Source organism: Aquabacterium sp. (genome assembly GCF_041909175.1).
GTDB lineage: Bacteria > Pseudomonadota > Gammaproteobacteria > Burkholderiales > Burkholderiaceae_C > Aquabacterium.
The window spans coordinates 1-14,013 of the sequence record NZ_JAYRDZ010000010.1 but is presented as its reverse complement, the minus strand read 5'-3'; the positions used below and the strand labels follow the sequence as shown (position 1 = coordinate 14,013).

At 61.4% G+C, this 14,013-nt stretch carries 14 protein-coding genes and 1 tRNA gene; 7 read left to right on the top strand and 8 right to left on the bottom strand.

The features are described 5' to 3' along the window. Nucleotides 1-2 precede the first annotated feature (2 nt). A complete protein-coding gene (locus ACE3PH_RS13900; protein WP_374320074.1) occupies nucleotides 3-1,067 on the bottom strand; it encodes an HlyD family secretion protein in 1,065 nt (354 codons plus the stop codon). Nucleotides 1,068-1,088: 21 nt separating this feature from the next. Further along, complete coding sequence (locus tag ACE3PH_RS13895) at nucleotides 1,089-2,384, bottom strand: TolC family protein (RefSeq protein ID WP_374320072.1); 1,296 nt, start codon at nucleotides 2,382-2,384, stop codon at nucleotides 1,089-1,091. 322 nt (nucleotides 2,385-2,706) lie between these two features. Between ACE3PH_RS13895 and ACE3PH_RS13890 the strand changes: the two genes are divergently transcribed. Both ACE3PH_RS13890 and ACE3PH_RS13885 read left to right on the top strand, forming a co-directional pair. Beyond that, nucleotides 2,707-3,318, top strand: coding sequence for a hypothetical protein (locus tag ACE3PH_RS13890; protein WP_374320070.1), 612 nt, complete (start codon nucleotides 2,707-2,709; stop codon nucleotides 3,316-3,318). 190 nt (nucleotides 3,319-3,508) lie between these two features. Next, the gene (locus ACE3PH_RS13885; RefSeq protein WP_374320068.1) at nucleotides 3,509-5,704 is read left to right on the top strand and encodes a FimV family protein; all 2,196 of its coding nucleotides are present in this window, start codon (nucleotides 3,509-3,511) and stop codon (nucleotides 5,702-5,704) included. 8 nt (nucleotides 5,705-5,712) lie between these two features. Here ACE3PH_RS13885 and ACE3PH_RS13880 read toward each other — a convergent pair whose 3' ends face one another. From ACE3PH_RS13880 to lptF, 4 genes are read right to left on the bottom strand one after another with little or no spacing between them, the layout of a single operon-like run. Further along, entirely contained in the window at nucleotides 5,713-6,681 is a 969-nt protein-coding gene (locus tag ACE3PH_RS13880) for a CysB family HTH-type transcriptional regulator (RefSeq protein WP_374320065.1), read from the bottom strand. A gap of 6 nt (nucleotides 6,682-6,687) precedes the next feature. Further along, nucleotides 6,688-7,074 (bottom strand): sirohydrochlorin chelatase, encoded by a 387-nt coding sequence (locus tag ACE3PH_RS13875; protein WP_374320064.1) that lies wholly within the window; start codon nucleotides 7,072-7,074, stop codon nucleotides 6,688-6,690. 9 nt (nucleotides 7,075-7,083) lie between these two features. Beyond that, nucleotides 7,084-8,235: an LPS export ABC transporter permease LptG gene (lptG, locus tag ACE3PH_RS13870; protein WP_374320062.1), complete on the bottom strand. Its 1,152-nt coding sequence runs from the start codon at nucleotides 8,233-8,235 to the stop codon at nucleotides 7,084-7,086. Then, nucleotides 8,232-9,314, bottom strand: a complete 1,083-nt coding sequence (gene lptF, locus ACE3PH_RS13865) for an LPS export ABC transporter permease LptF (protein ID WP_374320060.1) — start codon at nucleotides 9,312-9,314, stop codon at nucleotides 8,232-8,234. The genes lptG and lptF overlap by 4 nt, the downstream gene beginning before the upstream one ends. Before the next feature lie 45 nt (nucleotides 9,315-9,359). On the opposite strand from lptF, the gene ACE3PH_RS13860 reads away from it, so the two are divergent. The 5 genes from ACE3PH_RS13860 to ACE3PH_RS13840 all read left to right on the top strand — a co-directional run bounded on the left by ACE3PH_RS13860 (nucleotide 9,360) and on the right by ACE3PH_RS13840 (nucleotide 13,121). Beyond that, nucleotides 9,360-10,919 carry a leucyl aminopeptidase gene (locus tag ACE3PH_RS13860; RefSeq protein ID WP_374320057.1) on the top strand — a complete coding sequence of 520 codons (1,560 nt, stop codon included), beginning with the start codon at nucleotides 9,360-9,362 and terminating at the stop codon, nucleotides 10,917-10,919. 11 nt (nucleotides 10,920-10,930) lie between these two features. Further along, nucleotides 10,931-11,365, top strand: coding sequence for a DNA polymerase III subunit chi (locus tag ACE3PH_RS13855; protein ID WP_374320055.1), 435 nt, complete (start codon nucleotides 10,931-10,933; stop codon nucleotides 11,363-11,365). After that, the gene (locus ACE3PH_RS13850; protein ID WP_374320052.1) at nucleotides 11,362-11,823 is read left to right on the top strand and encodes a hypothetical protein; all 462 of its coding nucleotides are present in this window, start codon (nucleotides 11,362-11,364) and stop codon (nucleotides 11,821-11,823) included. Before ACE3PH_RS13855 ends, ACE3PH_RS13850 begins: the two co-directional genes overlap by 4 nt. A 28-nt stretch (nucleotides 11,824-11,851) precedes the next feature. Further along, the gene (locus tag ACE3PH_RS13845) at nucleotides 11,852-13,000 is read left to right on the top strand and encodes a branched-chain amino acid ABC transporter substrate-binding protein (protein WP_374320050.1); all 1,149 of its coding nucleotides are present in this window, start codon (nucleotides 11,852-11,854) and stop codon (nucleotides 12,998-13,000) included. A gap of 30 nt (nucleotides 13,001-13,030) precedes the next feature. Then, nucleotides 13,031-13,121: transfer RNA gene (locus tag ACE3PH_RS13840), tRNA-Ser, on the top strand. Between the two features lie 377 nt (nucleotides 13,122-13,498). Here ACE3PH_RS13840 and ACE3PH_RS13835 read toward each other — a convergent pair. Both ACE3PH_RS13835 and ACE3PH_RS13830 read right to left on the bottom strand, forming a co-directional pair. After that, complete coding sequence (locus ACE3PH_RS13835; protein ID WP_374320047.1) at nucleotides 13,499-13,654, bottom strand: hypothetical protein; 156 nt, start codon at nucleotides 13,652-13,654, stop codon at nucleotides 13,499-13,501. A 45-nt stretch (nucleotides 13,655-13,699) separates the two neighbouring features. Then, nucleotides 13,700-14,013 (bottom strand): hypothetical protein (locus ACE3PH_RS13830; RefSeq protein ID WP_374320044.1); only part of this gene is annotated, 314 nt, incomplete at its 5' end.

Sequence of the window (14,013 nt, the reverse complement as noted above, 5' to 3'; positions counted from 1 at the left end):
GCTCAGCTCTTGGGAGCCTGCCAGGGGGCGTTGTCGTTGTAGCGGATGGCAGCATCACCCGGCAGGCCGGGGGCGAGTCGGGCATCAGGTTGCGGCTTGACCAGCAGCTTCACGCCAAACACCTGCTTGGCGCGCTCGTTGCGAGTCTGCACTTCCTTCGGGGTGAATTCGGCCCGGTTGGCAATGTTGGTCAGGCGTGCTTCAAAGGCGCGATCAGGGTAGGCGTCCACCCACACGCGGGCAGCCAGCCCCAGCTTCAAGCGGCCCACATCGGTTTCAGGCACGTAGGCGCGCAGGTACAGCTGGTTCGGGTCATACAGCTCAAAGAGCGTGCCGCCAGCGCCAGCCACTTCACCGGGTTCACGGGCACGGATCGCCACCACCCCATCGCTGGGTGACTTCACCACGGTTTCATCCAGCGCGGCCTGGGCTTCCGCCAGCGTGGCACGAGCGGCGTTGAGCTGAGCCTCCAGGGCACCCAGTGCGGTTTCTGCTGCGGCCACCTTGTCGATGGCCAGCTTCGATTGAGACAGCTGGCGCTCAGCCTGATCCAGTTGAGTGGCCGCAGCCACGGCGGCCAGTTCGGCTTGCTCCGCCCGGTGGGCATCGATGGCACCTTCCTTCTTCAGGTTAGCCAGGCGGTTGGCGTCGCGGCGGGTTTGCTCGGCTTGGGCCGCAGCGCGGGTACGCTGAGCCTGGCTGGCGGCAATGCCCAGCGGGGCTTCCTTGCGGGCCACAGCCACTTCTTCTCGCTTGGCTTTCAGCTGGGCTTCGAGTGCTGCCACAGCTGCCTTGGCCTGGTCTACCTTGGGCTTGATCTGGGTGTCGTCCAGCCGCGCCAGGACCTCGCCAGCCTTGACCGCATCACCCTCTTGCTTGAGCATTTCCACGATGCGGCCAGGCACCTTGCTGGCCACGGCCACGCGGTCGCTCTCCAGGCGGCCATTGGCGTAGATCAGCCCTTCGGGCGCGGCGCTGCTGGCGCGGTGGTTCAGTGCGTAGGCCACCAAGGCGGCCAGTACCACCACCACGGCAACAGGGGTCAGGCGTTTGATCGGAAAAGACATGAGGTTCCTCTGTTGTTCAGGTCACAGCTCGCCCATGGCGCGCAGAAGGCGCAGGCGAGCCAGCTGGACATCGAAATGGGCATTGGTGCGGGCCCGGCGCGCATCGGCCAGGCGGGTTTCGGCGGCAAGCACTTCGGTTTGAATGGCCTGGGCGTTCTGGTAGCGCAGCTTCGTCAGGCGCAGCGACTCAACGGCCAGGTCCTCTGCGGCCGTGGCCACCGACAGGCGCTCGCTGGCCGAACGGTTGCCCAATTGGGCGTTGAGCACATCCAGCCGGATCAGTGATTCGGCGTCACGCTGCTTGTCAGCCAGTGAGGCTGCCTCGGCCACCAGGGCGTCACTCTTGCCCTTGTTGAGGCCGCCATCAAACAGGTTCCAGCTCAGCATCACCCCAATGGTGCCAGTGTGGTTGTCGTTGGTCGGCAAGCCGTTCCAGCGCCAGTAGGAAGCCTGTGCTGCAATCTGCGGCCCATCTTCGCCTCGTTGTGCTTTGGCTTGTTCCCGCAAGGCCAACTGGCCTGACTGCAGCGCCTGTAACTCGGGGCGCTGGTTGAGGGCCTTGTCCGCTGCCTCCGGGCTCATGTCGGGAGCAGGGCCATCGGCCAGCGCATCCAGCTGCACAACTTGCGTCAGCGGCCGCGCGAGCAGCCGGTTATAGGCGGCCCGGGCCAGCTCGGTTGCTTGACGGGCATCGATCAGTTGTCGTTCGGCATCGGCGAGCGCCACATCGGCCGTCATCCGTTCAACCGGGGCTGCCAGGCCTTGCTTCTCCATGGCCTTGACGTCGTTGCGATGGGCGACCAGGCTGTCGCGCAGCTGTTTCGCTACCTCTGCAGCGGCATCGGCACGCTGCACGTTGAGGTAGGCCTCTGCCACACTGAGTTTCAAGTCCTGCCGCGTCTTGTCCGTCTGGGCTTGGGTCGATTTCAGGTTGGCGTCGGCTGCTTGCTGGGTGGATGTGATGCGGCCACTGGTGTAGAGGGGGTAGCTCAGCCCAAGCTGCCCCAAGCTGACCGTGCTGTCTGTCAACGGCATGGACAGTGAACTGGGTATGCCCAACGGGCTCAGATCAATGCTGGTGGTGGGGGGCTGACTGAGGTGCGTGACACCCGCAGCCAAGCTCAAGGTGGGCCAGTTCAGGGCCTGGGCAGCATTTTGCCTGGCCTGGGCCGCCGCCACCTGTTGAGTCTGGGCCGCGAGCGCAGGGCTGGCTGCCAGAGCAGCGTTCCAGGCTTCTTCGAGTGTCTCCGCTTGTCCGGAAGCCGCGTGCAGGCACAGGGCCAGTGAGAACAGGGTCTTCCGCTTGAGTCTACGCATGACGTGAAGTGGCATTTGCATCCAATTTGCTGCATGACAGCATAAGTGCATTGTCCATCACCTGCCGATCCGGGGGCGGTTGGGCTGGCCTGTTTGTCTCAAAGCCGACGTTCTGCTGGGGGTGATACCACCTGATCAGGGGAAATGCCCTGCACGCATGGTGTTAACGTGGCTTTGAGTGCGCACTTGTTCGGATGCAGAATGCGCAGGAACAACCTCTGTCATCAGTCTGCCGGGTTCAGCCTGGCCCGTCCGCATGTTTGGATCATTCAAGCGTCTACTAGGTTCTGGACCATCCCGCAAGGGCGGTCAGGGTTCGGTCTTGTCTGATTGGGCGCATGCGCAGGGGCATGCCTTCAAAACGGTGAAGGACAAGGGCGGTGGCGGCTTCGTGGTGCTGTCGTCGTCCGGTTTGTGGCGGCTGGAGTGGGGTGCATCTCAGCGCTCTTATATTGACGGACAGGAGTTGCGATTCCGTTGCGAGAGCACGCTGGCGCCGGACGTTCAGGTGCTTGTGATCAGCAAGGTACTGGCTCAGGCCCTCGAAACGGAGGTCTACAGCAGCTTCACCAACGCCATGCAGACCCAGGTGGACAACACCATGCCTGATGAAATGCGCTGGTTGCCCATGCACCCCAAAGTGGCGGTGTCGGGTGCCGAGGTGTTGTCGCGGCGCTTTTCCATCCTGTCGAACGCCGATGTCATTACCCGGCGGTGGCTGGATGGGGACTTGTTGGCGGCGCTGGAAGAGGCCGCATCTGGTTGGTGGACCGACGCCTTGATCGTGGTCATGACCATCAACCGAGGTCGGTTGACCTTGCGGATGATGGGCGACGATCTGGATGCGGCACAACTGACGGCGGTGTCCGAGCTGTTCGAGGTGGCGTCTCGCAGTCTGCGCGCCGTTGCGATCGCACAGCCAGCCCAATCCTGATGGCGGGCGGCCTGACCTTTGGTTTGAAACGTTCGCCTGCCCAAATTGCTGCCCTCGTTGATTGCTTGTGGTTAAACGAAGAAAATCAATGTGTTGTGCAATTGCATGACAAATGTGGGCAAAAGTCCCCCCCGTATTTCCGGTGCATAGCTTTACATGGAAGCCAGATGCTTCGTGCTAGAGTGAAAACATGGGCGAAGCACGCACCGATATGAATCCAATCACAAGAATATCGGCCGCAGTCCTTGTCGGTATGGCGCTGTATGGGGCGTCGGGGGTATCCCACGGCTTGGGCTTTGGCCGGCCCGCCAATCGCGCCGTATTGGGTGAAAGACTCAATCTGGCGGTGCCCGTTCGCCTGGAATCTGGCGAAGAGCTCAGTTCGTCATGCGTGGCGGTAGACGTCTATTTTGGCGAAGACAAGGTTTCCGCTTCTGATATCCAGATGCAGCTTCTGGCGAACGGGAGCATGGGCCGAATCGTCAAAATTACTTCTTCGCGTACCGTCTATGAGCCGGTCGTCACGGTGTATGTCGTGGCGGGTTGCCAGACCAAAGTCACGCGTAAATTCGTTACCTTCGCTGATCCTCCCGATTTGTCACAATCTGCGGCAGGTGGTGCTACGGCCGCGCCCGAGCCCAATTTGCCGCGTGCTGATGTGGCACCCGGAGTGGGTTTTGTCGGCGGTCAGATTGTGGGTACCGGTAACTATTCGGCCACGGGGGCTGATGCCGGGGGCACCCATGTTGCGGCGCCTGCGTCTGGCATCGGTGGCAAGGTTGCCAGCTCGCAGAAAGTGCCGCGCCGACGGGGCGCTGCCCTGCCGGCTCCGGTTGCGGCTTCGCAGACAGCTGCCCCCTCGGTCGACATGAAGGTGGATGGCAGCGCACGCAAGTCGGGGCAGCCTGGTGTCGATGTGGCTCATGCTGCTTCGGCTCGCCATGAGCGGCTGCAACTCGATCCAGTCGATGCTGATGCCACCAACATCCCTGCTTTGAAAATGAGCATGGGCATGCTGGCGCAACCTGCTGGTGACGACCCGGCCTCCGACATCCAGGCCAAGCGTGCTGCAGCGGCTGCCTTGTGGCAGGCGCTCAACTCGACGCCAGAACAATTGGCCAGAGATCGCCAGCGCATTCAAGAGTTGGAGCAGCGCCTGGCGAGCTTGCAGCGCGAATCAGAAAAAGCGCGTCGTGCTGTTGCGGGCATGCAGGCCCGTGTTGCCGATGCAGATGCCGGGCAGCGCAGTCCCATTCTGTTCTACGCAACGGCATTGGTCTCGCTGATCCTGGGGGGCGGGCTTGCCACCCTGGTGATGTCCTGGCGTGGCAAGCAGAAAGCCAGGAAAGATGAGTTGGCCTGGTTGTCGGCACAGTCTTCTGTGCTTCCTGAGGTCAAGGCCGCAGACGCAGAGTCCGAGACCCTGTTGGAGCGCACATCTGCAGGCTTCAAGTCGGTTGAGCCGGTTGCGGTGAAGCCCGTCACTGTGGCCGCACCGCAGCCAGCCAAGGCAGCCAGCGGCCCGGTGATGTCGCCGGCTCCTGCCAGAGGCCCCGCGCCGACCTTCACAATGGATCAACCCCAGTCAGGGGGCGTGCCTGGGGGCTCTGGTGCGGCAACGCCCATGACACGTACAGGTGCGCGTGCTGTCAACCCCAATGAGCCTCTGCGTGCCGTGTCGGTCGAAGAGTTGATCGATCTGGAGCAACAGGCCGAGTTTTTCATTGTGCTGGGGCAAGACGAGGCCGCCATCGACCTGCTGGAAGGCCATGTGCACAGCACAACGGGGGCCAGTCCGCTGCCGTTCCTCAAATTGCTGGAAACTTATCAGCGCCTCGGACGAAAAGAAGACTATGAACGCGTCCAAGGCGAGTTCAATGCACGCTTCAACGGCTATGCGCCATCCTGGGATGCCGATCTGAATCAGGGGCATAGCCTGGAAGACTATCCGGGCATCGTCGAGCGCGTCCAGGAGTTGTGGGCGACGCCCGCGCGTGCCATGGGTGTGCTTGAGCGTTCGCTGACGCGTTCAGACGAAGACGTCGAAACCTTCGATCTGCCGGCTTACCGCGAACTCTTGCTGCTGTACTCGGTCGCGCGAGATCTCTCTGAGCGCGATACCGAGTCGCGTCAGGCGGTTGACCTGAGGCCACGTTTTCCTGGCCATGAAGACGGCGCGTCTGATGTGGATGACTCGCTTGAGCCCTTGATGGCGACGCGCCCTGTCAAGGCGGTGCCCCATGCGCAGCCCAGCCTCAGCGTGGACTTGTCACTGGATGATCTGGAGCCGCTGAACGATCCAGAACCCATGCCGCAGGCTGTGCAGCAGGACAATCACATCGAGTTCGAGCACATCGATATTTCCAAGCCGGGCAAAGCGCTCTGATTGGCGCGTCAGAGTGCGTCGTCCTGGCTACCCGTGCTGGGGCCTTGCATGGCCTGCAAAATCAGCTGGCGACTCAATCTGTCTGACACCAGTTCAGCAAACGCCAATACAAACTGGCGCAGATAGGCACCACGCTTGAAAGCCAGGCGCGCCACGTTGAAGCCAAACAGGTGACCCACAGGGCGCCACACCAGGTCGGAGCCGCCAGGCACCACTGGTTGCTGGTCCTCCTTCATGGCCATTTCGGCCACCAGCCCAATACCAAGGCCCAGCTTGGTGTAGGTCTTGATCACATCTGCATCGATCGCTTCCAGCACCACGTTCGGGTGCAGGCCGCGCTGGGTAAAGGCGCTGTCCAGCCGCTTGCGACCGGTGAAAGAGGGGTGGTAAGAGATCAAGGGCTCTTTGGCCAGCATCTCCAGCGTGAGGTTCTGTACCTGCGCCAGGGGGTGGTCGGCGGGCATCACCACCACATGCTGCCACTCGTAGCAGGGCAGTGTCACCAGATCAGGGAAGTCGCTCAGTGATTCGGTGGCCAAGCCAATGTCGGCTGTTTCGTCCAGCACCATCTGTGCAACCTGCTCTGGTGTGCCCTGATGCAGGCTCACGGCCACCTTGGGGTATTTCTTGCGCAGCGCAGCCACAGGCTCAGGCAGCACATAACGGGCCTGGGTGTGGGTGGTCGCAATCGAGAGGGTGCCTGCGTCTTGCTTGGCGTATTCATCGCCAATGCGTTTGAGATTGCCTACCTCTCGCAAGATGACCTCAATGGCTTGAAGCACCTGTTGCCCCGGCTCGGTGATGCGTTTGAGCCGCTTGCCGTGGCGCACGAAGATGTCCACCCCCAACTCTTCCTCCAGCTCCAGGATGGCTTTGGAAATGCCGGGCTGAGACGTATGCAGCGCCTTGGCCGTTTCTGTCAGGTTGAGATTGCGACGGGCCGCTTCGTGAACAAACCGAAACTGATGCAGGTTCATGTGAGGTCAGTTGTCTGGTTGAGACAGCAGCCATGCCGTGTCGGCCATGGCCTGGATCAGTTGCGGCGTTTCGCCCAGCGCTGGGCTGAGGTGCCAGGCCACATCTGGAAAGCGCGCGGCCAACTGTTCAACAAGCAGAGGCAGGTCCTTGCGGACATGGCCCCCTGCGCCAAGGAACATGGGAACCACGGTGACGTCGGTGCATCCGGCCTCTGCCAACTCTGTGCCGGCCACCGGTAGCGATGGTTGCATGAACTCCAGGTAGGCATTGCGCACATGCAGGTTGGTCCCGGCGTCTTGGGCGCGGGCTTGCAACTGCTTGGCGGTAGCTTCAAACGGGGCTGCCCATGCGGGGTCCCGTGCACCATGGGCAAACAGGATGACGGCTTTCATCGGGCTTCCTTATCGGTTGCGCACCAGCCATGCAAAGGTGGCCATGGACAGCAGCAAATAGATGATGCTGGGCATGGTTGCCGCAATCCACGGCTTCCATTGTTGCAGCAGGCCCAGGTGGCCGGAGATGTGGTTGACCAGCATGAAGCTGATGCCCAGCATGATGCCGCCGAAGATCTTCAGGCCTGCACCACCTTTGCGCGAGTTCAGGTAGGCAAAGGGCAGGGCGAGCGCCACCATCACCAGGCAACCCAAAGGCGCGGCGGCGCGTTTCCAGAACTGGATCTCATAGCGCTGGGCGGCCTGTGCGTTGTCGGCAAGATGCTGGGTGTAGCGCCACAAGTCCATGGTTGACATGGTTGAAGGCGGTAGCACCGACGCAGCCACCACGGTCGGCGTGAGTCGGCTTTCCCAGGCCAGTTCAGGCAGGTGTACCTCGCGCACATGCGTGGTGTTGTCCGCAATGGCCTGTTCTGGGTTCTCTACCGGTGCAGGCCAGTGGGTATCCGTCACTCCCTTGAGCAGCCAGATCGAGCCTGCGCCAGCCTGGCTTACGCGGGCCTCGTCTGCGCCAATTCGTCTGATGAGTCGGCCTCCCTCGTCAAACTCAAAGATTCGGATGCCCAGCAAATGAGATTGCCCCTTGGCAGCGTTCACGTTGACAGTCAGGGTGTGCTCGTTCCCGGAGGGCTGCGCCCGCTTTTCTCGCAGCCAAGCCCCGCTTTGCCCCAGCTTGAGCGTTTTGCTGTTGCGAAACGCGGCCTTGTGCTGGGATGCGTGTTGCTCGGCCACAGGCATCAGCCAATCACCTACCGCCACCAACAGCACTGCCGCGCCAATGCCCAGCCCGCCGAGCACCATCAGTGCGCGCTGGGGACTCAGGCCGCTGGTACGCAAAATAGTCAGTTGCGAGCTCTGAGCCAGTTGGGACAAGGCGAGGGTGGTGCCAATCAGCAACGAAATCGGAAAGACGTCGTAGAGGTGCCCAGGTTCGGAGAGCAAACACGTCCATATGGCGTCAGCAAGGGTGTAGCCCTTGTGTCCCATGTCCTTGAGCGCATCGATGAAGTCGATGAAAAAGAACAAGGCCAGGAACGCGATCGTGACGTAAGCGACCGAAGTGATGATCTGCCGGTAGAGCAGTCGGCGAACGGTTTTCATGCGCGCCTCCTGGTCAGCATGCTCAGGCCGCCATCACGCAGCCAGACACGCAGCAGGGCCAGCATGGTCACGCCGCCATGCACGCCAAGCAGGCTGCCCAGGGCGCTGAGTTTGCCCTGAGCGACCCAGGACTGCATCAAGGTCAACAGATTGAAATAGACCACAAATACCAGCAAGGCCAGCACCAGGTTCCAGTTGCTGGAGCGGCGGGTGTTGCCTGCTGCCAGCCCGAGTCCGATCAACATCATGTTGAAGGTAGCCCATACGAGGCCCACACGCCAAACCAGTTCGGCACGCTGCTCCGCTTGAGTGGACGTCAACAGATCCAGCGTGGGCGTGGCACGCACCTCCAGTTGTGGGTCGGCACCTCGGTCCACTTCGCCGATGAGCACGCGCGCAGAGTCAAAACGCGAAACCACCTTCTCGCCGGAAGACAGGTCAGTCTGGGTGCGCTCCCCGTGGTTGAGCAGCAAGTAGCGTTGCCCGGCAACGGTCTCGACGAACCCTTCCTTGGCTGTGATGACCGCTTCCTGGTCTTCACGTGTGATCACCATCAGCACGTTCTTGCCTGTTTTCTCGCCATCGCTGTGGCTGTCAATGAAGAACACGCGGCTGCCATCGGCTGAAGATTGAAACTGGCCAGGTTGAACCCGGGCAATGTCCGAGCGCTTTTCATAGCGGTCTTTCAGCAACTGAGTCTGAGTTTGGGCCCATGGGCGTGCGACCAGTGTCAGCATGGCCACGGCAATCAGGACCGGCCACGCCATCTGCCACAGCGGGCGCACGAAACGCATTTGAGGTGTGCCGCTGACCTGCCAGATCACCATCTCGCTGTCGCGCCAGTAGCGGCTCAGCACGCTCACGACAGCCACGAAGACTGACAGACTGAGCAGCATGGGCAATTGACCGATCAGGGTGTAGCCCAGCATCAGGCTCACGTCACTGGGCGCGAACACGCCACCCGCAGCGTCGGACAGAATGCGCGTCAGCACCATGGTCATGACCACGGTCAGCAGCACGATCAAGGTGCCTACAAAACTGCGCCAAAGTTCACGGCGGACAGAGGAATCGAATAACATTGCTTGGATACGAATCAATCCGTCCATTATGGACGTGCATCAGGCATGGACTACCGCTTTTCCGCTGCCGAAGGCGCAGCACTGTCGCAGATTGCCGCAGACGCGTTGCTCGTGGTGCTGACGGCTGATCAAACCACAACCGGCTCTGAGGCCCTGGACAAGCTGATCAAGGATGCTGTGTCGTCCAAGGATTGGGAGTGCAAGGCAGGCAAGACGCTGTACATCCATCGCCCGGCGGGCGTGAAAGCGCCCCGTCTGGTGTTGTCGGGTGCTGCAGACGCTTCTGTCAAGGCGATTCGTGCCGCAGTGGGCAAAGCCCTGGCTGAAGTCAAAAGCCGCGGTGGGGTTCAGCACGTGGCATTGACCTGTTCTGCCGTGCTGGATGCCGCACATGCCCAGGCCCTGGTGCAAGCTGTGGACGAAGCCACCTATGTGTACCGGCAGACCAAGCCGTCTGCGCCCAAGCCTGCTGCCTTGTCGAAGTTGACCGTGGTGGCCGCTGCAGAGCAAGGCGCGGCGATCAAGGCCGGGCTGTCTGCTGGGCAGGGCGTGGCCGCCGGGGTGGCTTTGGCGCGTGAGCTCGGCAATCTGCCGGGCAACCACTGCACGCCCACTTTCCTCGGGCAGGAAGCACGTCGTCTCAGCCGCGAGTTCAAGCACATCAAGGCTGAAGTGCTTGACCGTGCCGCCATCGAAAAACTGGGCATGGGCTCTTTCCTGTCGGTGACCAATGGCAGCGCACAGCCGCCCCGGTTCATCGTGCTGCGCTATGAAGGCGGGGCCAAGTCGCAGGCGCCCATCGTGTTGGTAGGCAAGGGCATCACTTTTGATACGGGCGGCATCTCGCTCAAGCCCGGTGCCGGCATGGACGAGATGAAGTACGACATGGGCGGTGCGGCGAGCGTGCTGGGCACCTTCCGTGCGCTGGCTGACCTCAAGCCCAAGCTCAATGTGATCGGCCTGGTGCCCACCTGCGAGAACATGCCCAGCGGCACGGCCACCAAGCCGGGTGATGTGGTGACCAGCATGTCGGGGCAGACCATTGAGGTGCTCAATACCGATGCCGAAGGGCGACTCATTCTGTGTGATGCGCTGACCTACGCCGAACGCTTCAAACCGGCTGCCGTGATCGACATCGCGACGCTGACAGGCGCCTGTGTGGTGGCTTTGGGCCATGTCCACAGTGGCTTGTTCTCGGCTGACGACGAGCTGGCCGATGCCCTGCTGGCCGCCGGTCGTCAGGCGCTGGACACGGCTTGGCGTATGCCGGTGGACGAAGAATACGGCGATGCGCTCAAGAGCAACTTTGCCGATATGGGCAATGTGGGTGGGCGTGATGGCGGAGCCATCACTGCGGCCATCTTCCTGAGCAAATTCACCAAGGCCTACCGTTGGGCTCACCTCGATATCGCCGGTTCGGCCTGGAAGTCCGGGGCCGCCAAGGGTGGCACGGGGCGCCCGGTCGGGTTGTTGACCCAGTTCCTGCTGTCGCAAGCCGATGCCGGGGCTGCAGCCATCAAGCCCATGGCTGACAAGAAGGCCAAGCCGGCGCCTGCCGCACGACGTGTGCCGGCCAAGCGTGTCGCTACCAAGCGGCCAGCTTGATGGGGGCAGGCGTGAACACGGTCGAGTTCCACCACGGTGTGCCTGACAAGCTGGCCTATGCCTGCCGGCTGTTGCGCAAGGCATACCGCAGTGGGGCAAAGGTGCTCGTGACCGGTTCACCGGCCATCTTGAAAAGTCTGGACCGGCAGTTGTGGGTGTTTGATGACCAGGAATTCCTGCCGCACGTTCTGGTGCAGCCTGACAAGGCCGTTCCGGAGCGTCAGCACATCACCCCAGTGTGGTTGAGTGCGGATGGCGCAGGTGTGCCCGCTGAATGCAGCATCCTGGTCAACCTGGGGCCTGACATGCCCGCTGATGTTCAGCGCTATGAGCGTCTGTTTGAGGTTGTGTCGCGTGATCCGGAAGATCGCCAGCAAGGCCGACAACGCTGGAAGCGCTATGAAGCACTGGGGCTGCAGATCCAGCCGCATGAGGTCAAGGAATGAGTGAGTTTGGTCGGGCGCGCCCCCTGCATGTGCCCACATTGACCGAGGTGGTGGAAGTACCCACAGCCAGCCCGGCGCCGTTGCCTGATGAGGCGGTCGCTGTGGTCGTGGATGAGGCGCCGATCGCGCCTCCTTCGCCTCCACCTCCACCTGAGCCGTTTTCACCCCCACCGCCGCCGCCAGTGCAAGAAATCGAGGTAGAGGCGCCATCGGTACTACCGGCTTCCCCCGATATCAACGAAGCTCAATTGGCGCAGAAAATTCTGGTTGATGTGCAAAAGCGCATTGACTCGATGCTGGAGTTCCGACTGCGGGAATCCATGCAGCCCCTGCTGGCCCAGTTCATCGAAACCCTGATGGCCGATTTGCGTGACGAGCTGTCGCGCACCATGCGCGATGTGGTCAATCGGTCGGTGGCGCAAGAACTGGCCAAGTGGCGCAACCGTGACAAGCCCTGAAGAACGTTACTGACTCAATGGAGAAGACATGACTCAACGTTTTGTTTTGCGCTCGGTGGCTGCTGCCACGCTGCTGGCATCCGGCTTCGCCGCCACCACGCAGGCCCAGGCGGCTGATGCGGTGGTGCGGATCGGTCACGTCGCACCGATCTCGGGCCCTCAGGCTCACTTCGGTCGGGACAACGAAAACGGCGCCCGGATGGCGATTGACGATCTGAACGCACAAGGTCTCACCATCGGCGGCAAGAAGGTCCACTTCGAGCTGGTGGCAGAAGACGATGCAGCGGACCCCAAGCAGGGCACCGCCGCTGCACAAAAGTTGTGTGATGCCAAGGTCAACGGGGTGATCGGTCACCTCAACTCTGGCACTACCATCCCGGCTGCCAAGGTCTACAACCAGTGCGGCCTGCCGATGATCACCCCCTCGGCCACCAACCCCGAGTTGACCACTTTTGGCTACAAGGGCGTGTTCCGCATGCTGGCCAACGACAAGGCACTGGGCGCAGGGCTGGCGAAGTACGCTTCGCAGACACTCAAGCTCAAGAAGGTGGCCATCATTGACGACCGCACGGCCTATGGCAAAGGCGTGGCTGAAGTCTTCCGTGACACCGCCAGGACCCTGGGCATGGAGGTCGTGAGCGAGCAGTACACCAATGACAAGGCGGTGGACTTCATGTCCATCCTCACCTCGATCAAGAGCAAGAAGGCCGAAGGCATCTTCTTTGGTGGCATGGACCCGCAAGCCGGCCCCATGCTGCGCCAGATGCAGCAACTTGGCCTGACCAAGGTCTACATGTTCGGTGGTGATGGCATCTGTACCGACAAGCTCAAGGACCTCTCCAGCAATGCCCGCACGCTGGGCAATGTGGTGTGTGCCGTGGGCGGCGCTTCGCTCGACAAGCTGCCCAGCGGCAAGGCCTGGCGCACCAAGTACGACGCCAAATTCCCGAACCAGTTCCAGGTGTATTCGCCCTACACCTATGACGCCACGATGGTGCTGGTTGACGCCATGAAGCGAGCCAACTCGGTGGACCCGAAGGTCTATGGCCCGAAGCTGGCACAAGCCAACTACCAGGGGGTCACGGCCAAGGTGCAGTTCGAGTCGAACGGTGAACTGAAGAACCCGGCAATGACGCTTTATACCTACAAGGATGGCAAGAAGGCTGCATTGAATTAAGCAGATTCATGCTATAGTCTCGGTCTTCCTGGAGAGGTGGATGAGCGGTTTAAGTCGCACGCCTGGAAAGCGTGTGTAGGTTAATAGCCTACCGCGGGTTCGAATCCCGCCCTCTCCGCCAGATGCCAAGCCCTTGCAATTCAGTGATTTGCAAGGGCTTTTGCTTTTCTGCTCAGCGATAACGCGGCAGGCGGTCCTGGCCGATCAGCGTGGCATCGAAGAAATGCAGCGCGGTAGAGCTCACCTTGTCGTGTGTCCCACGCGATCCACGCCATCGTGGCCGCAGAGCCACCGGTGCCGTGCGATATGACGATCAATGGCAGCTTGTCAGGGCTCGCTGCAAGCGGCGCATCTCGTGCATTCTTGCCCGCGTTGAAAATGCTGACCTGCCATGCAGTCTCTGTCGTGCCCGTTGGTGCGTGTGCTCAGAGCCACCGACGCACGGTCTTGCTGTACGCAGTGAACGCTTCGCCAAACTTGTCACGCAACACGCGTCCCTCAGGAATGATCTGAAAGTGTGTGATGTAGGCCGCGAAGAGCGCCGGCCCCAAGTATCGAGAAGGTGAGGCCAAGCATCAGCAGCGACAGGGCCAGCCCAATGCGCAGCCTGGTTTCGATGCCGACAACCGTCGCCTGTTGTGCGCCGAGCCACATGGCAGCCCCTATCAGCAAGCCAACGAAGGGAGGGGGACTTTGTGTTCAAGACCTCGCATGTTGTTCATTCCTTCCGCGTTCTCTGCGGCGAGCGCGCCAAAGCAGCAGCTCGGCATAGGCGTAGACAAATGGGAAAGGCATGGCCAGCAACATGTAACCAATGCAGTTGTCACCAGAGCAAGTGCGTGCAACTTCAATGTTGTACCCGGCCCAGATGACAGCCAACCAGAACTGAAGCGCCCCGGGTTTTGCGGAGGCTCCAACACTGGAGAATGGAGCCATGAAGAAGTCCGCAAAGTTTTCGCCAGAGGTCCGTGAGCGCGCTGTGCGCATGGTGCTGGAGCACCGCTCAGAGCACC